This window comes from Janibacter hoylei PVAS-1, from assembly GCF_004025845.1.
Lineage (GTDB): Bacteria > Actinomycetota > Actinomycetes > Actinomycetales > Dermatophilaceae > Janibacter > Janibacter hoylei.
Genome location: NZ_PIPF01000003.1, coordinates 1 through 17,794 on the forward strand (window position 1 = coordinate 1; position 17,794 = coordinate 17,794).

Genomic DNA, 17,794 nt, shown 5'->3' on the forward strand with positions numbered 1-17,794 from the left:
ATAGCCCGTGCCGACGACGGTGATCTTGCTGGTCACGTGGTCCTCGAGTGATCGGGGGCGGGCTGGCTTCGGCGCATTATGACCAAGCCAAGCAGACATCCGTTGAACAGGTGGGCGTGGACCGTTGATTCCCGACGACAGGGGGCGTTGGATGGGTCACATGAGCCTCACGCACAAGAACGACACGGAGACGATGCGGCGCCTGATCGCCGACCCTGGCACCTGGGTCGTCGTCGGCCTGAGCAACAACACCGACCGCGATGCCCACCGGGTCGCGCGGTGGCTCAAGAACGAGATGCACAAGGCGATCATCCCGGTGCACCACGAGGCCGAGGTCGTCGACGGCGACCAGGGCTACGCGACGATCTCCGACATCCCCGACGGCGACGTCAAGGTCGTCGACCTCTTCGTCAACTCCAGCGAGGTCGGCGCGCTCGTCGACGAGGTCATCGCCAACAAGGACCGGCTGCAGATCGACGCCGTGTGGATGCAGCTCGGGGTCGAAGACCCTGCGGCCGCCGACCGGGCGCGCGAGGCAGGCCTGCTCGTCGTCATGGACACCTGCCCCAAGATCGAGTGGCGCCAGCTGCGCAACGAGGGCGCCTCGCGCTGACCCATCTCCGCTGAGCCACCCGGAGGGGGAGCGTCAGGCGCCGGCCACCTGCTGGCGCAGGCGCTCCCCCTTCGCGTGCGCCTGGGCACCGAGGTCGGCCGCGAAGCGGCCGAGCGCCTCCCGCAGGCGGGCGGCTTCCTCCCCTTCGCCCGCCGCGAGGATCCGCGCGGCCATGAGGCCGGCATTGCGGGCGCCGCCGACGGCCATGGTCGCGACCGGGATGCCGGCCGGCATCTGCACGATCGACAGCAGCGAGTCCATGCCGTCGAGGTGCTTCAGGGGAACGGGCACCCCGACGACCGGCAGCGTCGTCACGGAGGCGAGCATCCCGGGCAGGTGGGCCGCTCCCCCGGCGCCGGCGATGATGACCTGCAGGCCGCGGTCGGCCGCGCCGCGGCCGTACTCGATCATCTCGGTGGGCATCCGGTGGGCCGAGACCACGTCGGCCTCGAAGGGGATGTCGAAGTCCTGCAGCACGGCCGCGGCCGCCTCCATCGTCGGCCAGTCGCTGTCGCTGCCCATGACGAGCCCGACGCGGGGGCCGGTGTCGGTGTTGCTCATTCGTCGATCACTCCCTGGATGTAGTCGGCCGCGTGCCGGGCCCGCTCGCGCAGGTCGGCCAGGTCGCTGCCGCTGACGTTGACGTGGCCGATCTTGCGACCCGGCCGCACGCCCTTGCCGTACAGGTGCACCTTGAGCTCGGGGTCGCGGGCCATGAGGTGCCGGTAGGTCGGGTAGAGGTCGGTCGGCTCGCCCCCGAGGACGTTGCCCATGACGGTCCACGGCTCACGGGCCCGCGGTGAGCCGAGCGGCAGGTCGAGCACGGCCCGCAGGTGCTGCTCGAACTGCCCGGTCACGGCACCGTCCATGCTCCAGTGGCCGGAGTTGTGCGGACGCATCGCCAGCTCGTTGACGACGACGGAGCCGTCGGCCAGCTCGAAGAGCTCGACGGCCATGACCCCGGTGACCTCGAGCGCCGCGGCGATGTCGAGACCGACGAGGGTCGCGGCGCGCGCCGCCTCCGGTTCGAGGTCGGGTGCCGGGGCGATGACCTCGGTGCAGATGCCGTCGGTCTGGACCGTCTCGACGACGGGCCAGGCGGCGGCCTGCCCGGAGGGGCTGCGGGCGAGCAGCACCGACAGCTCGCGGACGAAGGGGACCCGCTCCTCCAGCAGGAGGGTCTCGCCCCGCTCGGCAGCGGCGGACAGCCAGTCGCGGACGTCGTCGACGGTGTCGGCGAGCATGACCCCCTTCCCGTCGTACCCACCCCGGGGGGTCTTGACGACGACGGGCCAGCCGACGGCCTCGGCGAAGGTGGTGACCTCCTCCTCGGTGGCGGCCTGCGTCCAGCGAGGGCAGGGCACCCCGGCCTCGGTGAGCGCCCGCCGCATGACGAGCTTGTCCTGCGCGTGCAGCAGCGCCTCAGGGGTGGGGTGGACGGCGACACCGTCGGCGACGAGCGCCTCGATGACCGGCGCCGGCACGTGCTCGTGGTCGAAGGTGATGACGTCGCAGTGGCGGGCGAAGTCCCGGACCGTCTCGACGTCGGTGTGGTCGCCGACCGGGGCGAAGGGGGTGACGAGCGCCGCCGACGCGTCGGGCGCCTCGGCGAGGACGGCGAGCGTGACGCCGAGCTCGGCTGCGGGACCGGCGCACATGCGGGCCAGCTGGCCGCCACCGATGATGCCGACGACCGGGAAGCCGCCGGGGGAACGAAGGGGAGTCGACACGTGCCGAAGGATACGTTGCGCGAATTGGCGGCCGCCACGATTACGCTGCTCGGGATGCCCGACTCTGCCGACACCACCCAGGACGCGCCTGCCCGCGGCGCGTCGACGACCCGTTGGGGTGGCGTGACGCGCTTCGTCGACACCATCTGGCACGAGATCGCGAAGTTCGGGCTCATCGGCGCCATCTCCTTCGTCATCGACCTCGGCGGGATGAACCTGCTGACCCACACGGTCCTCGAGGGCAAGGTCACGACGGCGCGCATCCTGAGCGGTGTCGCCGCGACCCTCTTCGCGTGGTTCGGCAACCGCAGCTGGACCTTCGCCCACCGCCGCTCGCGACCCGTGCACCACGAGGTCACCCTGTTTTTCGTCGTCAACGGGCTCGCGCTGCTCATCTCGACCCTGTGCCTCGTGCTGTCGCACTACGTGCTGGGCTTCGAGTCGCGGCTCGCGGACAACATCGCCACGGTCATCGGCATCGGGCTGGGCACGCTCTTCCGCTTCTGGACCTACCGCCGCTTCGTCTTCGCCAACGAGCCGATGGACGAGGACACCTCTCCCCTGCACCACGAGGACGGGCCCGCGCCCACCGCCTGACCGACGGGCCGCTCCCCCGGCTCAGCGGCTGCCGGGCCCCGAGAGGAAGACGGCGAAGACGGCCGGCTGCGCCTGCACGAGCTCGAGCCGCCCACCATTGCGCTCCGCGAGCTGACGGGCCAGCCCCAGGCCGAGCCCCGAGCCGTGCGACGTGACCGAGCGCTCGAAGATGTGCGGGGCGATGGCCGACGGCACGCCCTCGCCCTCGTCGCGCACCTCGACGACGACCGAGCTGCCCGAGCTACGGGTTTCGATCTCGACCCGACCGGCTCCGTGGTCCAGGGAGTTTTCGATGAGGATCTGCAGGATCTGCGCCAGGTCGACGGGGGCGGCGCGCACCGCCAGCCCGGGCGGCCCGACGACGCGCATGCTCCGGCGGGCGGCGGTGAAGGCCGGCTGGTACTCGCGCTGGAGCCCGGCGAGCACGGAGTCGAGGGAGATCTCGGGCAGCTGGGTCTTTTCCCCCTTCGAGCGGTGGCGCATCGTGTCGACGACCCCGGTGAGGCGCTCGACCTGGGTGACCGCCACGGCCGCCTCGTCGCGGACGACGTCGAGGTCGTCGGTCTGGCCGATCTCCTCCAGACGCATGAGCAGCGCCGTGAGCGGTGTGCGCAGCTGGTGCGACGCGTCGGCCGCGAAGTCACGGTCCATCGCGCGCTGCTGGGCCAGCTCACCGGCGAGGCGGGCCAGGTCGCCCGTCGCGGCGTCGACGTCGCTGAGGTCGACGACCGATCGAGGGAGCGCGCCGCCCCCTTCGCGGATGGCGGCGATCTGGTCCCCGATGAAGGCCATGCCCTGCTCCCGGCGACGGTCGACCACCCGCAGCACCGCGAGCGTCGCCCCGCCAGCGAGGCCCACGCCGACGGCCGGGGCGATGATGATCCAGGCGAGGAGGTCGAGGCCGAGGACGCGCACCCCCTGCGAGCCGGTCGCGGCGATCGCGACGGTCCCGAGCACGAGGGCCGTGACGATGGCGGCGCCGAGCGTCGCGATCGTCAGCAGTCGACGGACCTGCGCCGAGTAGGTCACGAGTCGAAGCGGAACCCGACACCACGCACCGTGGCGATGTGCCGGGGGTCGGCGACGTCGTCACCGAGCTTGCGACGCAAGACGGAGATGTGCATGTCGAGGGCCTTGGTCGAGCCGTACCACTCGGTCTCCCAGACCTCGCCCATGAGCTGCTCACGGGTGACGACCCGGCCGCTCTCGCGGACGAGGACGCTGAGCACGGCGAACTCCTTGGCGGTGAGCGACAGCTCGTCCCCGTGGAACCACACCCGACGGCTGTCGAGGTCGATCCGGACGGGTCCGCCCGGCTCCGCGCCGTCGTCGCTGCGCCGACGCAGCAGCGCGCGCACGCGCGCCATGAGCTCGGCGAGGCGGAAGGGCTTGGTGACGTAGTCGTCGGCGCCGGCGTCGAGCCCGACGACCGTGTCGACCTCGTCAGCGCGAGCCGTCAGGACGAGCACCGGCACGTCCGACCCCGTGGCCCGCAGCCGGCGGCAGACCTCGAGACCGTCGAGGGTGGGCAGGCCGAGGTCGAGGACCAGCAGGTCAGGCGGCGTACCGAGCGCGGAGTCGAGGGCTTCGCGCCCGTCCTCGTGGACCGTGACCTCGTATCCCTCACGGACGAGGGCCCGGGCCAACGGGTCGGAGATCGCAGCATCGTCCTCGGCCAGCAGCACTCGCGTCATGGTCGGATCATAGGAAGAGATCGTCAGACGTGCGCGGTGACGTCGCTCGAGCGACGCACACCGGTGACTCGCACGAGGCGGCTCGGGACGACCTCACCGATACCCCGCAGGGAGCGGCGCCGCGTCGGGAGCGTCGAAAATCCGCTGAGCGGCTCGAGCAGCCGCGCGAGCGCGTCGTCGACGAAGACCCCGCCGGGTGGCGCCACCGCCGTCAGCCGGCTCGCCCGGTTGACCGTCGTGCCGAAGACATCGCCCAGTCGGCGAACGACCGGCCCGTGGGCCATGCCCACGCGGGCGGAGGGCAGCAGGTCGTCCTCGCTCATCGCCTCGACGAGGTCGAGCGCGATGGCCGCGGCCGGGGCGACGTCGAAGGTCTGGAAGAGCACCTCGTCGCCCACCGTCTTGACGACCCGACCGCCGTGGGCCGTCACGACGTCGGTGCACAGGTCCTCGAAGCGCTGCACCATGCGCGCCAGGTCGCTCTCGGTGAGGCGCCGCACGACCGACGTGAAGTTGACGAGGTCGGCGAAGCCGATGATCGAGGCGCGCGTGCTGTCGTCCTCGACGGTGAGCGAACGCTGGATCGAGGCGGTCAGCTGCCGACGCCACACGTAGAGGACGAGGGGCTCGAGCTCGTCGACGAGCGAGGTCATCCAGGCCGCAGCGGCCTCCGGGTCGCCCTCGGGCACGGCCTCGGACTGCGGGTCGTCCTGCCGCTGCCGGGCGATCTCCTCGTTGACCAGCTGCAGCTGCCACGCGGCGAGTCGGTCCATCGTGCGCGCGATCGCCCGGGTCATCGACAGGGCGAAGTCCTCGGGGGCGATGTCGTCCCGCACCATCTGGGCCACGCGGCTCAGGGCCGCGAGGTCGGCCTCGGTGAACATCGCGTCGCCCTCCTGGACGACGGGGAAGCCCATGGCGTGCCAGAACTTGCGGGCCGAGCGGATGGACACACCGGCCCCGCGGGAGACCTCGCGACGGCCCATCGACGCAGGACGGCCGAGCAGCGCCCGCTCGAAGGCCTCGAGGCCCACCTCGTCGGAGGGCTGCCCCACCGGCTCGGAGGGTCGCCCGTGTGCGGCGTCGTACGGCAACGGCACCTCCGGGGCGGCAAGGGGGTCAGGTCGGCGGGACGCCAGCAGCACGGACGTGCTGCACGTCACCTGCGGCCACGGTAGCCGAGCCCGCAGGCCCGTCGACGACGAGTCGCCCGTCGTCGTCGACACCCGTCGCCGTCACCCGCTCGAGGGTCCCGTCCGGACGGTGCAGGTCGACCTCGAGACCGAGAGTCACGCAGGCCTCGCGATAGGCGCGGCGGACCCCCTTCGCCCCCGCGTCGTCGGACAGCTCACCGTGGAGCCGGCGGAGGTGGCCGAGCACGGAGGCGGCCAGGTCGGTCCGGTCGACGTCGGCGCCGACGAGACGAAGGGAGGTGGCCGTGCCGACCGGCAGGTCGGCCCGCTCGTGGTGGACGTTGATCCCGATGCCGACGACCACCCCGGTGCCCGACGGCTGGAGCTGGCAGAGGATCCCGCAGACCTTGCGGTCGTCGTCACCCGGGACGAGGACGTCGTTGGGCCACTTGAGGCGGGCGGCGACGCCCACCTCCGCCAGCGCGGAGCGGACCGCGAGGCCGGCGACGAGGGGCAGCCAGCCCGGCGAAGGGGTGAGCGGCACGAGCACCGACATGGCCAGCCCGGCGCTCGGGACCTCGTGCCACTCCCGGCCGAGGCGACCGCGCCCGGCGGTCTGCAGCTCGGCGACGACCGGCGACCACACGAGCGCCCGCTCGGCGGCCTCGACATTGGTCGACCCGACGACCGACAGGTGGTGCACCTCGCCCCAGCCCTGTGATGTCGGTAACGCCGTGGCCAGTCGTTGGACGTCGATCGGGGGCAGCATGCCAGCAAGGCTAGGCTGCGCAGCATGTCCCAGAGCACCGAGACCACTGACGCTCAGGCGATCGGTGGCACCGACGTCCCCGACGGCATCGACATCCACACCACGGCCGGCAAGCTCGCCGACCTGAAGCGTCGGGTGGCCGAGGTCGCGAATGCCGGATCCGACCGGGCCATCGAGAAGCAGCACGCGCGCGGCAAGAAGACCGCCCGCGAGCGCATCGCCCTCCTCCTCGACGAGGACAGCTTCGTCGAGATGGACAAGTACGCCCGGCACCGGTCGACCGCCTTCGGCCAGGAGGCCAACCGGCCCTACGGCGACGGCGTCGTCACCGGGTACGGCACGGTCGACGGCCGGCAGGTGGCCGTCTTCGCCCAGGACTTCACCGTCTTCGGCGGGTCACTCGGCGAGGTCTTCGGCGAGAAGATCACCAAGGTCATGGACTTCGCCATGAAAATCGGCTGCCCGGTCATCGGGCTCAACGACTCCGGTGGCGCGCGCATCCAGGAGGGCGTCGTCTCCCTGGGGCTCTACGGCGAGATCTTCAAGCGCAACGTGCACGCCTCGGGTGTCATCCCGCAGATCTCCCTGATCATGGGCCCCTGCGCCGGCGGTGCCGTCTACTCCCCCGCCGTCACCGACTTCACCGTCATGGTCGACCAGACCTCGCACATGTTCATCACCGGTCCCGACGTCATCAAGACGGTCACCGGTGAGGACGTGGAGTTCGAGGACCTCGGTGGTGCCCGCTCGCACAACACCAAGTCCGGTGTCGCGCACTACATGGGCACCGACGAGGAGGACGCCATCGACTACGTCAAGGCGCTCCTGTCCTACCTGCCGAGCAACAACCTCGAGACGGCGCCGGTCTTCGGCGGCGAGCTCGACCTGACGGTCAACGACACCGACAAGGTGCTCGACACGATCATCCCCGACTCGGCCAACATGCCGTACGACATGAAGCAGGTCATCGAGACCATCGTCGACGACGGCGAGTTCCTCGAGGTGCACCCGCTCTTCGCGCCCAACATCATCTGCGGCTTCGCCCGCGTCGAGGGCCAGTCGATCGGCGTCGTCGCCAACAACCCGATGCAGTTCGCCGGGACGCTCGACATCGACGCCTCGGAGAAGGCGGCACGCTTCGTCCGCACCTGCGACGCCTTCAACGTCCCGGTCCTCACGCTCGTCGACGTCCCGGGCTTCCTGCCCGGCACAGACCAGGAGTGGAACGGCATCATCCGCCGCGGCGCCAAGCTCATCTACGCCTACGCCGAGGCGACGGTCCCGCTCGTCACCGTCATCACCCGCAAGGCCTACGGCGGCGCGTACGACGTCATGGGGTCCAAGCACCTGGGCGCCGACATCAACCTCGCGTGGCCGACCGCCCAGATCGCGGTCATGGGCGCCCAGGGCGCGGTCAACATCCTCTACCGCAAGCAGCTCGCCGCGGCCGAGGCGGAGGGTCGCGACCTCGAGGCGGCGCGCCAGGAGTTCATCACCGCCTACGAGGACGCCCTGGCCAACCCGTACGTCGCGGCCGAGCGCGGCTACATCGACACGGTCATCACGCCGAGCAACACGCGGATGAACGTCTCGAAGGCGCTGCGGGCCCTGCGCACCAAGCGCGAGAGCCTGCCGCCGAAGAAGCACGGGAACATTCCGCTGTGATGGCTTCGCAGGCTCAGCCCGAGACCGCGGCGCCCGAGGCCGTGGTGCCCGCCGGCCCGCGCATCGAGGTCCTCGGCGACGCCTCCCCCGAGCAGGTCGCGGCCCTCGTCGCGATCCTCTCCGGGCTCGGCGGCGGCGAGGAGGAAGCCCCGGCGGGTCCCCCTTCGCGCTGGTCCTCCCCCGAGCGCCTCGTCCGGCGCCCGGTGCACCCCTCCCTCGGCGGGTGGGCCGCCTCCGGCCTCCCCCGCTGACCTACAGCCCTCCAGCGGTTGGAATACACCCCGCGTGTTCGGACACGCGGGGTGTATTCCAACCCGCGCGGGCGGAGCGAAGGGGGCGACGTAGGCTCAGCGGGTGCGTGAGCCCCGCGTCCTGAGTGTCAACATCGGCCGCCCCGTGCTGCAGCGAGTGCCGAGGGGGAGGCCCACCGGTATCGCCAAGGGCCCCGTCGACGTCATCAGCGTCGCCGACCCCGGGCCGAAGCGCGTCGAGGACGGCGCCGGCGTCTCCGGGGTCACCGGCGACCACATCGGGGACGGGCGGCACCACGGCGGGAGCGACCAGGCGGTCTACGCCTTCGCCCGCGAGGAGCTCGACGCCTGGGCCACGACCCTGGGCCGAGAGCTGCCCGACGGCATGTTCGGGGAAAACCTCACGACGACCGGGCTCGACGTCGACGCGAGCGAGGTCGGCGACGTCTGGCACGTCGGGACCGCCGTGCTCGAGGTGCGCGGACCCCGGGTGCCGTGCGCGACCTTCGCCGAGCGCCTGGGCGAGCGCGGCTGGGTCAAGCGGTTCGCCGCGCACGGGCGCAGCGGGGTCTACCTCCAGGTCAACCAGCCCGGCCAGATCCGGCCGGGCGACTCCATCACCGTGACACCGTCGGGCTCGGGTCTCGACGTGCCGACCCTGCTGCGCGCCTTCCTCGGGGACCCCGACGCCGCGCGGGCCGCCCTCGACTCCGGCGCGCTCGCCGAGCACCGCGCCGCCGAGCTCGCCGCGACGGCCGGGCGGGGCTGACCCTACTTCGGCCCACTGCGGGGACAGATCCTCGTACTGTGGCCCCACCGACAGGACGACCGGCAGGGGGACGGACGATGAGGACGACGACGATGGCCGGGGCTGCGGCCCTGACGCTGGCGCTGAGCGCGTGCAGCTTGCTGCCCGGCAGCGGGAGTGACGGACTCACCAGCGGTGACGACTACTCGGTGACCGGCGCCCTGGCCGAGGTGCCGCTCGTCACCGGGGACGACATCTCGGTGGCCACCGCAGACCTCGTCCGGGCGACCGAGATCAACGGCGTCGACCGACCCGCCACGTTCAACCCCAAGGCCATCTTCGTGTGGGAGGCCAGCCTTGACGGACGGCCGTTCTCCGGGACGGGTGACGACCGGGACTACGGCACGGTCCACGCCGCACCGCCCCAGGTCGGCCGGAATTCGCTGGGCAGCAAGCACACGGAGTTCGAGGAGCTCGCCGGGTGGACGACCCTCGACGTCGACTCCTACGTCGAGGTCCGCGCTCCGCACGACGTCACCGTCCTGACCGGGGCCTTCGACGACGACACCCTCGCGGACCTGCCCGAGGTGGAGCCCGGCGTGCGGACCATCGGCGAGGGTCCCGACCGGAAGCAGGACCTGGAGAAGGTGACACCGGTCAGCCCCGTGGGCTGGCCGATGCGGACGTCGGTCGAGGACGGCAATCTCGCCATCTCCCCGAGCACCGAGACCGTGCAGAGCTGGCGCGAGGGCCCGGACTCGTCGATGGCCGACCACCCCGCCCTCGGCCCCATCGCGACCGCCCTCGACGAGGAGGACGTCGTCTCGGCCCGCCTCGAGGCGGGCGACTTCAGGTCAGCGGGCCTCCAGGGCTCCGAGGCCGAACCCCTCGCCGACCACCCCTTCGACGGGGTGGGCGTCGGCTGGGGTGCGCAGGACGGCGAGCCGCGCGTCGTCGTCAGCTACCACTTCGCCGACGACGACGCCGCGTCGGCCGCGGTCGAGCCCCTGCGCGAGGTCTTCGACGCTCCTACCGTCGCCGAGGACCTCGTCATCGAGGAGATCTCAGCCGACGGGTCGCTCGTCACCGCGCGCCTGTCGACCGTCAAGGCCAACTCGCAGCACTCGGTGGCCGCACGACTGCAGCGCCGTGACGCGCCCTTCTACCTCCCCGCCCGCTGAGCGAGCACACGTTCAGAAGAGCGACAGCGGCTCGTGCTCCGTCTCGGCGGGGGCGCTGGCGGGCCCGGCCGACGCATCCTGCGTCGCACGACCCGACCCCGCGCCGGGGATGCCGGGGCCGGGGTCGGGGGCGGCGCCCTTCGACCAGGCCACGGCGGCGCTGGTGGCCAGCCGGTCGGCGTGCTCGTTGAGCTCGTGACCCGCGTGCCCCTTGACCCACTCGAAGGTCACCCGGCGCCCCTGCATCGCCGCGTCCAGGGCCTGCATGATCTCGACGTTGAGGACCGGCTTGCCGTCCTTCTTGCGCCAGCCCTTGGCCTTCCACCCCGGCATCCACGCGGTGATCGAGTTGATGACGTACTTGCTGTCGCAGATGACGTGCAGGTCGTCGTCGAGGTGCGCGGTCTGCTGGAGCAGGTCGAGCACGGCGGTCAGCTCGCCCATGTTGTTGGTCCCGTGCAGCCACCCGCCGCGGGCCCAGCGCTCCTCGTCGATGTACCAGCCCCAGCCGGCGGGCCCCGGGTTGCCGAGTGCGGATCCGTCTGCGGCTGCGGTGATCGTCATGCCCGCAGTCCTATCAAATGCGGGCGAGGACCTCGCCGTGCACCACGACGAACCACCCGTCGGGCGCGTCGGTCCACGCCCGCCACCCCTCGACGACCTCGTCGACGTCCGTCTCGCCTCCGAGGCCCTGCCCGAGCACCTCGTCGTGGAAGCGCGACTCGCGAGCCCGCCGCTGCCACTGCCCGCCCCACCACCGACGGGCCTCGTCGTCGGCATAGCACCAGACCGAGGCGCCAGCGGTGACGTCCGTCAGCCCCGCGGCCCGGCACCACCCGAGCAGGTGGCGCCCGGCGTCCGGCTGCGTCCCCGTGCCGCGCGCAGCCGCCCGGTACAGGTCGAGCCACCGGCTCAGCCCGGGGTGCGCCGGCGCCCAGGTCATCGCCTCGTAGTCCGCGTCCCGCGCCGCGACGAGGCCACCTGGGCGGGTCACCCGTGCCATCTCCCGGAGCAGGCCCACCGGGTCGCCGACGTGCTGCAGGACCTGGTGGGCGTGGACGACGTCGAAGGAGTCGTCAGCGAAGGGCAGCGCCATGGCGTCCGCCACCTCGAAGCGGGTCCCGACGTCACCCGCGTCGACCGCCGCCTGCCGCGCCAGCCCCACGACCGCCTCCGAGGCGTCGACGCCGACGACCTCGCCGGGGGCGACCCGCTGCGCGAGGTCGAGCGTGATCGAGCCCGGACCGCACCCGATGTCGAGCACCCGCATGCCGGGTCGCAGGTGGGGGGCGAGGTAGGCCGCTGAGGTCTCGACGGTCCGCGCCGCGTGCGCGGCGACGACGGACTCGGCGTGCCCGTGCAGGTAGCGCGTCATCCACCGATCGTGGCACCGGCCGGGCGGCCCGCCACCCCGGCGACGGATGCCGAGACGGACGAAGGGGGGCGACAATGACCGCGTGGACCTCGCCCTCACCCTCCTCGCCGTGGCCGTCGCCTCGCTGCTCGTCCACGGCATCGCGTCGAGGCTGGGCGCGCTCGCCCCGCTCCTGCTCCTCGCCGCCGGCGCGGCAGCGTCCTTCGTGCCCGTCGTCCCCGACGTCACCCTCTCGCCGGAGGTCGTGCTCGTCGGGCTGCTCCCGCCGCTGCTCTACGCGACGGCGATCTCCACCTCGCTGATCGACCTCAAGGCGCAGCGGGTCGCCATCGCCGGTCTCTCGGTGGGGCTCGTGCTCTTCACGGCGCTCGGCGTCGCCGTCGTCGCGAGCGCGCTGCTGCCGATCGACTTCGCGCTCGCCTTCGCGCTGGGCGCGATCGTCGCCCCGCCGGACGCCGTCGCCGCGACCGCGGTCGCCCGCAGCATCGGGCTCCCCCGCAGGGTCGTCACCCTCCTCGAGGGCGAGTCGCTGCTCAACGACGCCACGGCCCTCGTCTCGCTGCGCACCGCGCTCGCCGCGGCCGGTCTGGCTGCGGGCCACGGCAGCCACGCGGTCATCGACATCTCGGTCGGGTCGGTGACGCTCGACTTCCTGCGGGCTGCGCTCGGCGGCGCGATCATCGGCTTCGTCGCCTACAAGCTCATCGCGCTCGTGCGACGTCGGATCCACGAGCCGGTCGCGGACACGACGGTGAGCTTCGCCGCCCCCTTCGTCGCCTACCTGCCCGCCGAGCTGATGCACTCCTCCGGCGTCATCGCCGTGGTCACCACCGGTCTCCTGCTCGGCCACCGCTCCCCCGTCCTGCAGGACGCACGGTCACGCCTGTCGGAGCGGTCCAACTGGGCGAGCATCCAGTTCATCCTCGAAAACGCGGTCTTCCTCGTCATCGGCCTGCAGCTGGCCAGCCTCGTCGACGACGTCCGCGGGTCCCACCTCGGGCTGGGGCGGACCCTGCTCGTCGGGCTCGCGGTGCTCGTCACCGTGCTCGTGCTGCGCCCGCTGTGGGTCTTCCCCTTCCGGGCCCTGCGCTCGCTCGTCTCGACGCGGGAGCGCGAGGTCCTCTCCCCGCGCAGCGAAGGGGTCGTCGTCAGCTGGGCGGGGATGCGCGGGGTCGTGACGCTGGCCGCTGCACTGCTGCTGCCGCCGGAGACACCGCACCGCCCCACGCTCGTGCTCATCGCCATGGTCGTGACGATCGGGACGCTCCTGCTCCAGGGCACGACGCTGCCGACGCTCTCGCGTGCCCTCGGGGTGCGCGGACCCGACCCGCGGGAGGACGCCCTGCAGGAGGCCACCGTCATCCAGGCCGCGGTCGGGGCCGGGCTGCGACGTCTCGACGAGCTGCCCGACCACGACGACGGCGCCGTCGAGCGGCTGCAGCAGCAGGCCCGGATGCGGGTCAACCGGGTCTGGGAGCGGCTCGGCCGGGGCGACGCGGAGTCGCCGAGCGATGCCTACCGTCGCCTGCGGCTGCCGATGCTCGAGGCCGAGCGCACCGAGCTGCTGCGCATCCGGGACGCCGGCCTCGTCGACCGCGAGGTCCTCGGCGAGGTCCTCGCGGCGCTCGACGTCGAGGAGTCGACACTCGTGTCGATCGGTGACCGGGCCGACGCGGTGCGCGACGCTCCGCTGCGCGCGCCCGAGCGGATCACCGGCGAGTGCGAGCACCAGGCCCGTCTGCCCGAGTGCATCGCGCCGCGCGACGCCGAGGGCTGCGAGGAGTGCCTCGCCGACGGTCTGACCTGGCTGCACCTGCGGGTCTGCCTCAGCTGCGGGCACGTCGGCTGCTGCGACTCCTCGCACGGGCACGCCACCGCGCACTTCGAGCAGAGCGGTCACCCGGTCATGCGGTCGCTCGAGCCCGGCGAGGCGTGGCGGTGGTGCTTCGTCGACGGCACCCTCGTCTGAGCGCGCTCGCCCGGACAGCGAGGTAACGTCGCCTCGGTGACCACCGAGCAGCCCCGCCCGCAGACGACGATCGACCGCATCGCCGAGGCGCACCTCGACGCCGAGGTGGAGCTCTCCCCGCTCACCGCGACCTACCGCGGGCTGCCCGGCCACGAGAGCGAGATCGACGACCTCTCCCCCGACGGTCTCGCCGCCGCATCACGGCTGCGGCGGCGCACCCTCGCCGCGCTCGACGAGGCCGCCCCCGTCGACGACGTCGACCGGGTGACCCTCGAGGCGATGCGCGAGCGCCTCGGACTGGCCGAGGAGGTGCACGCCGCCGGCCTGGACCTGCAGGAGATCAACGTCATCGCGTCGCCGATGCAGGCCGTCCGCGATGTCTTCGACATCATGGCGACCGCGACGCCCGACGACTGGTCGACGATCGCGACCCGACTCACCCGCGTGCCCGCCGCCCTCGAGCAGTGGACCGCCTCGCTCACCGCCGCCGCGACGAAGGGGGACATCGCCCCCCTTCGGCAGTACGAGCGGTGCATCGAGCAGTGCACCGACCTCACGGCACCCGACGGGTACTTCGCCGGCCTCGCCGACGGGGCTCGGCTCGACGGCGGGGCGCCGCTGCCCGAGTCCGTCGCCACCGACCTGCGCCGCGCCGCTGGGAGCGCCGCGGAGGCTTACCGCGACCTCGCCACGCGACTGCAGCCCTTGCGCGACAAGGCTCCCCGGTCCGACGCCTGCGGTCGCGAGACCTACCAGCTCCACTCGAGGTCTTTCCTTGGCGCGACCATCGACCTCGAGGAGACCTACGCCTGGGGCCAGGAGGAGCTCGCCCGGATCACCGCCCACATGGATGATGTCGCCCAGCAGGTCCGCCCCGGCGCGAGCGTCAAGGAGGCCGTCGCCGCCCTCGACGCCGACCCGCGCTACCAGCTCCACGGCACCGCGGCCCTGCAGGCGTGGATGCAGCGCACCGCGGACGAGGCCATCGACCTGCTCGCGCCGCACCTGGACATCCCCGAGCCGGTGCGCACCATCGAGTGCCGCATCGCGCCGACCGAGACCGGGGGCATCTACTACACGGGGCCGAGCGACGACTTCTCCCGCCCCGGCCGCATGTGGTGGTCGGTGCCCAAGGGGGTCACGGACTTCGGCACCTGGCGCGAGCTGACGACCGTCTACCACGAGGGTGTGCCCGGCCACCACCTCCAGGTCGGCCAGACGGTGCACCGCAAGGAGCTGCTCAACCGCTGGCGTCGACTGGCCTCGTGGACCTCCGGTCACGGCGAGGGGTGGGCCCTCTACGCCGAGTGGCTCATGGCCGAGCTCGGGCACATGGACGACCCCGGCAACCGGATGGGTCTGCTTGACGGGCAGTCGCTGCGCGCGGCCCGCGTCGTCCTCGACATCGGCGTGCACTGCGGTTTCGAGGCGCCGGCCGAGGTCGGCGGCGGCGTCTGGACCTACGACAAGGCCTGGGACTTCCTCTCCGCGCACGCCAACATGGACGAGGGCTTCCTGCGCTTCGAGCTGGACCGCTACCTCGGCTGGCCGGGCCAGGCGCCGAGCTACAAGATCGGTGAGCGGCTGTGGCTGCAGCTGCGCGCCGAGACCGAGCGCCGCCAGGGCGCCGACTTCGACCTGCGTGACTTCCACCGCCGCGCGCTCGACGTGGGCAGCGTCGGGCTCGACACCCTGCGCACCGCGCTGCTCGACCTGGGATGAGTACTCGTGCCCGCGCTGCGGGCACCGGGCAGACCTACCATCGGAGGGTGAAGCTCACCAGGGGGTCCCTCGTCGTCGCCGTCTGCGTGGCTGCCACAGCCTGCTCACCGGGTGGGTCCGAGCCCACCGACACCGGCCCCGACACGGTCACCGTCACCTTTTCGAGCTCGACGAGCAATGCGCCGAGCACGACGACGATCACCCCGTCGGGAGGCTCGACGCAGAGCGACACTCCCCCCGCCTCGCCCTCACCCGGCCAACCGGCACCCACGTCCACCCGCGGTGCGCCCGACACGACCGCGGCCCCCGCCACCGACGACGACCGGTCGCTCCCCCGCGGCACGAGGGCCTACGCCGACGGCTTCGTCCGGGCCTGGGGCGCCGGCGACCGGGACAAGGCCGGTCGCTACGCCACCAGTGCGACGGTGTCCGACCTCTTCGGCGTCTCGGCCCTGGGCGGCACGTCGTGGCAGCGGCGCAGCAGCACCGTCGAGGGGGCGCGGACCCGGGTGCGCTACACCAACTCCTCCGGTCGCTCGCTCGCGGTCCTCGTCGACGAGGCCGCGGCCTCATCCGGCAGGGAGCACGCGGTCGTGGGCGCCGACCTCGGCCCGGCACCCACGAGCACGCCCACCGAGACACCCACCGACGCCGTCGGGCTGCCCCGGTCGGTCACCGACTACGCCGACGCCATGATCCGGGCCTGGGGCAAGGACGACCCGAGCGCCTGGGACTACTCGACCGACGAGGTCATGCGCACCCTGTACGACGACTGGGGCACCGGCGGCCCGCGCTGGGCTCGAGTCTCGAGCACCGCGTCGACGGTCACCTACCGCAACAAGGGCGGGGGCACCCTGGTGCTCACGCTCGACGGCGGTCGGGTCGCCGACGGGCTGACCGACGCGATCACCGGTGCCGCCTTCTCCTGACCTCTGCAGGGGATAACGAAGGGGGTGGCACCGGCCGGTGCCACCCCCTTCGTCATCAGGTCCGGTGGATCACAGACGCCAGCAGGAGTTGACCTGGTTGCGCCCGGCGAAGCGGTCCTCGAAGAAGAGCATGGACTTCGCCACGTGCGGCACCATCCCGCCGACGTGGGTCGGGGTCAGGCCGGCGTTGAAGGTCACGCGGGTGCCCTTGTCGCACCAGTCGCTACCGAGTTGCTTGCCCACCGCGTAGGGGATCGTGTCGTCCAGGATGGCGTGGTTGATCTGCACCGGCGCGTTGGGCTTGAGGCGACCGATGCGCTGACGCTCCACGGCAGCCCGGAAGGGCTGCTCGTCGAGCAAGGCAGAGAGCTTCTTGCCACTCGTCGTGTACGTGCCCGAGTCCTTGAAGGCGTAGTTGAAGAGGTCGAAGACGCAGTCGTTCTCGACCTGCGAGGCCAACTCCTTGCCCGCGGCGTTGAGGTGCGGGTTGGGGTCGATCCCCTCGGACTGGGCCACCCCGAGGAGGGCGAAGGTCGCGAAGGCGAAGTAGAGCGAGCCGTCGATGTTCTTGCCGACCTTGCCCAGGTCGGCCGGGGGCGCACCGATGGCCGAGCCCTTGATGTTCAGCTCGGGTGCGTAGCTGCCGGCCAGCTCCGCGGCCGCACCGGCCGCGCCGCCACCCTGCGAGTAGCCCATGAGGCCGATCGGGTTGCTGGCCGTGATGCCGCTGCCCTTGAGGTTCTTGGTGGCGCGCGCCATGTCGAGCACGGCGCGGCCCTGGGCCTCACGGACCATGTAGGTGTGGGTGCCGGCGGTGCCGAGCCCCTGGTAGTCGGTGATCGAGACGGCGTACCCGCGGGCGACCGCGGGGGTGATCCCGATGCCCTCGTACTCGACGAGGCTCTCCATCTGCCGCGACGGGGCGCAGGAGTCGCCCATGCCCTGCGTCCCGGGGGCGTAGGAGATCAGCGGGCGGGCGGAGGAGCCGCGGTAGGTGGTCTTGGGCACGAAGACGGTGCCGGTCACCGCGATCGGGCGGCCCTGGCCGTCGGTCGAGGAGTACATGACCCGCGTGGCGGTGACCACGCTCGAGGACAGCCCCAGCGGGTCGAGCAGGAGCGGGGCGGGCTCGCTGCGGATGAGCGTCCCGGGCGTCGAGGGGATGGTGGCGGGCGGCTCGTAGAAGGCCGGGCGCGTCGGCTCCGGCGTGTTGGTGAGGGTGCGCGCGCCTAGGGTGCCCGGGACGTCCCGGTGGTCGGCGGAGGCGGTCCCGGCCAGCGGAAGGGTGACGGCGACGGCGAGGGCCGCGGCCGCGACGGCGCGCTTGGTCATGGAGGTCATGCAGGTCCTGTCTGTCAGGGAGGGTGCGGTCCTCCGGACAGGTGTGGTGCCCCCTGGCGGACGACGTCGTCGGTGTG

The 17,794-nt window shown here is 72.3% G+C and carries 18 protein-coding genes; 9 read left to right on the plus strand and 9 right to left on the minus strand.

What is annotated here, in order from left to right:
- Nucleotides 1-160 precede the first annotated feature (160 nt).
- Nucleotides 161-613, plus strand: a complete 453-nt coding sequence (locus CWN80_RS03375; protein WP_051987972.1) for a CoA-binding protein — start codon at nucleotides 161-163, stop codon at nucleotides 611-613.
- Nucleotides 614-646: 33 nt separating this feature from the next.
- Here the strand turns inward: CWN80_RS03375 and purE are convergent, their stop codons facing one another.
- Together purE and CWN80_RS03385 are read right to left on the minus strand one after the other, a co-directional pair.
- On the minus strand, nucleotides 647-1,174 hold the full coding sequence (gene purE, locus CWN80_RS03380; protein ID WP_128276889.1) for a 5-(carboxyamino)imidazole ribonucleotide mutase: 528 nt from the start codon (nucleotides 1,172-1,174) through the stop codon (nucleotides 647-649).
- Nucleotides 1,171-2,343 (minus strand): 5-(carboxyamino)imidazole ribonucleotide synthase, encoded by a 1,173-nt coding sequence (locus CWN80_RS03385; RefSeq protein ID WP_007927399.1) that lies wholly within the window; start codon nucleotides 2,341-2,343, stop codon nucleotides 1,171-1,173. The genes purE and CWN80_RS03385 overlap by 4 nt, the downstream gene beginning before the upstream one ends.
- Nucleotides 2,344-2,397: 54 nt before the next feature.
- On the opposite strand from CWN80_RS03385, the gene CWN80_RS03390 reads away from it, so the two are divergent.
- Entirely contained in the window at nucleotides 2,398-2,940 is a 543-nt protein-coding gene (locus CWN80_RS03390) for a GtrA family protein (RefSeq protein ID WP_007927398.1), read from the plus strand.
- A gap of 21 nt (nucleotides 2,941-2,961) precedes the next feature.
- On the opposite strand, the gene CWN80_RS03395 is transcribed toward CWN80_RS03390, so the two are convergent.
- The 4 genes from CWN80_RS03395 to CWN80_RS03410 all read right to left on the minus strand — a co-directional run bounded on the left by CWN80_RS03395 (nucleotide 2,962) and on the right by CWN80_RS03410 (nucleotide 6,536).
- Nucleotides 2,962-3,969: a sensor histidine kinase gene (locus CWN80_RS03395; protein ID WP_007927396.1), complete on the minus strand. Its 1,008-nt coding sequence runs from the start codon at nucleotides 3,967-3,969 to the stop codon at nucleotides 2,962-2,964.
- Entirely contained in the window at nucleotides 3,966-4,634 is a 669-nt protein-coding gene (locus CWN80_RS03400) for a response regulator transcription factor (protein ID WP_007927394.1), read from the minus strand. The genes CWN80_RS03395 and CWN80_RS03400 overlap by 4 nt, the downstream gene beginning before the upstream one ends.
- A gap of 23 nt (nucleotides 4,635-4,657) precedes the next feature.
- Nucleotides 4,658-5,689 (minus strand): adenylate/guanylate cyclase domain-containing protein, encoded by a 1,032-nt coding sequence (locus tag CWN80_RS03405; RefSeq protein ID WP_238148053.1) that lies wholly within the window; start codon nucleotides 5,687-5,689, stop codon nucleotides 4,658-4,660.
- A 64-nt stretch (nucleotides 5,690-5,753) separates the two neighbouring features.
- Nucleotides 5,754-6,536, minus strand: a complete 783-nt coding sequence (locus CWN80_RS03410; protein ID WP_040881235.1) for a biotin--[acetyl-CoA-carboxylase] ligase — start codon at nucleotides 6,534-6,536, stop codon at nucleotides 5,754-5,756.
- 24 nt (nucleotides 6,537-6,560) lie between these two features.
- Here CWN80_RS03410 and CWN80_RS03415 point away from each other — a divergent pair, with 24 nt between their 5' ends.
- From CWN80_RS03415 to CWN80_RS03430, 4 genes are all read left to right on the plus strand, one after another.
- A complete protein-coding gene (locus CWN80_RS03415) occupies nucleotides 6,561-8,201 on the plus strand; it encodes an acyl-CoA carboxylase subunit beta (protein WP_007927389.1) in 1,641 nt (546 codons plus the stop codon).
- Nucleotides 8,201-8,452, plus strand: a complete 252-nt coding sequence (locus CWN80_RS03420) for an acyl-CoA carboxylase subunit epsilon (RefSeq protein ID WP_007927388.1) — start codon at nucleotides 8,201-8,203, stop codon at nucleotides 8,450-8,452. Before CWN80_RS03415 ends, CWN80_RS03420 begins: the two co-directional genes overlap by 1 nt.
- A 103-nt stretch (nucleotides 8,453-8,555) precedes the next feature.
- On the plus strand, nucleotides 8,556-9,221 hold the full coding sequence (locus CWN80_RS03425) for an MOSC domain-containing protein (RefSeq protein ID WP_007927387.1): 666 nt from the start codon (nucleotides 8,556-8,558) through the stop codon (nucleotides 9,219-9,221).
- Nucleotides 9,222-9,298: 77 nt separating this feature from the next.
- Nucleotides 9,299-10,381 carry a hypothetical protein gene (locus CWN80_RS03430; protein ID WP_128276890.1) on the plus strand — a complete coding sequence of 361 codons (1,083 nt, stop codon included), beginning with the start codon at nucleotides 9,299-9,301 and terminating at the stop codon, nucleotides 10,379-10,381.
- Between the two features lie 12 nt (nucleotides 10,382-10,393).
- On the opposite strand, the gene CWN80_RS03435 is transcribed toward CWN80_RS03430, so the two are convergent.
- Nucleotides 10,394-10,945 carry a ribonuclease H family protein gene (locus tag CWN80_RS03435; protein WP_007927385.1) on the minus strand — a complete coding sequence of 184 codons (552 nt, stop codon included), beginning with the start codon at nucleotides 10,943-10,945 and terminating at the stop codon, nucleotides 10,394-10,396.
- A 13-nt stretch (nucleotides 10,946-10,958) separates the two neighbouring features.
- Entirely contained in the window at nucleotides 10,959-11,756 is a 798-nt protein-coding gene (locus CWN80_RS03440) for a methyltransferase domain-containing protein (RefSeq protein WP_007927384.1), read from the minus strand.
- Between the two features lie 82 nt (nucleotides 11,757-11,838).
- On the opposite strand from CWN80_RS03440, the gene CWN80_RS03445 reads away from it, so the two are divergent.
- From CWN80_RS03445 to CWN80_RS03455, 3 genes are read left to right on the plus strand one after another with little or no spacing between them, the layout of a single operon-like run.
- Entirely contained in the window at nucleotides 11,839-13,725 is a 1,887-nt protein-coding gene (locus CWN80_RS03445; protein WP_007927383.1) for a Na+/H+ antiporter, read from the plus strand.
- A gap of 36 nt (nucleotides 13,726-13,761) precedes the next feature.
- Nucleotides 13,762-15,447, plus strand: a complete 1,686-nt coding sequence (locus tag CWN80_RS03450; protein ID WP_128276892.1) for a DUF885 domain-containing protein — start codon at nucleotides 13,762-13,764, stop codon at nucleotides 15,445-15,447.
- A gap of 47 nt (nucleotides 15,448-15,494) precedes the next feature.
- Complete coding sequence (locus tag CWN80_RS03455; protein WP_007927382.1) at nucleotides 15,495-16,376, plus strand: hypothetical protein; 882 nt, start codon at nucleotides 15,495-15,497, stop codon at nucleotides 16,374-16,376.
- A gap of 69 nt (nucleotides 16,377-16,445) precedes the next feature.
- On the opposite strand, the gene CWN80_RS03460 is transcribed toward CWN80_RS03455, so the two are convergent.
- Complete coding sequence (locus tag CWN80_RS03460; RefSeq protein WP_007927380.1) at nucleotides 16,446-17,717, minus strand: lipase family protein; 1,272 nt, start codon at nucleotides 17,715-17,717, stop codon at nucleotides 16,446-16,448.
- Between the last annotated feature and the right edge of the window lie 77 nt (nucleotides 17,718-17,794).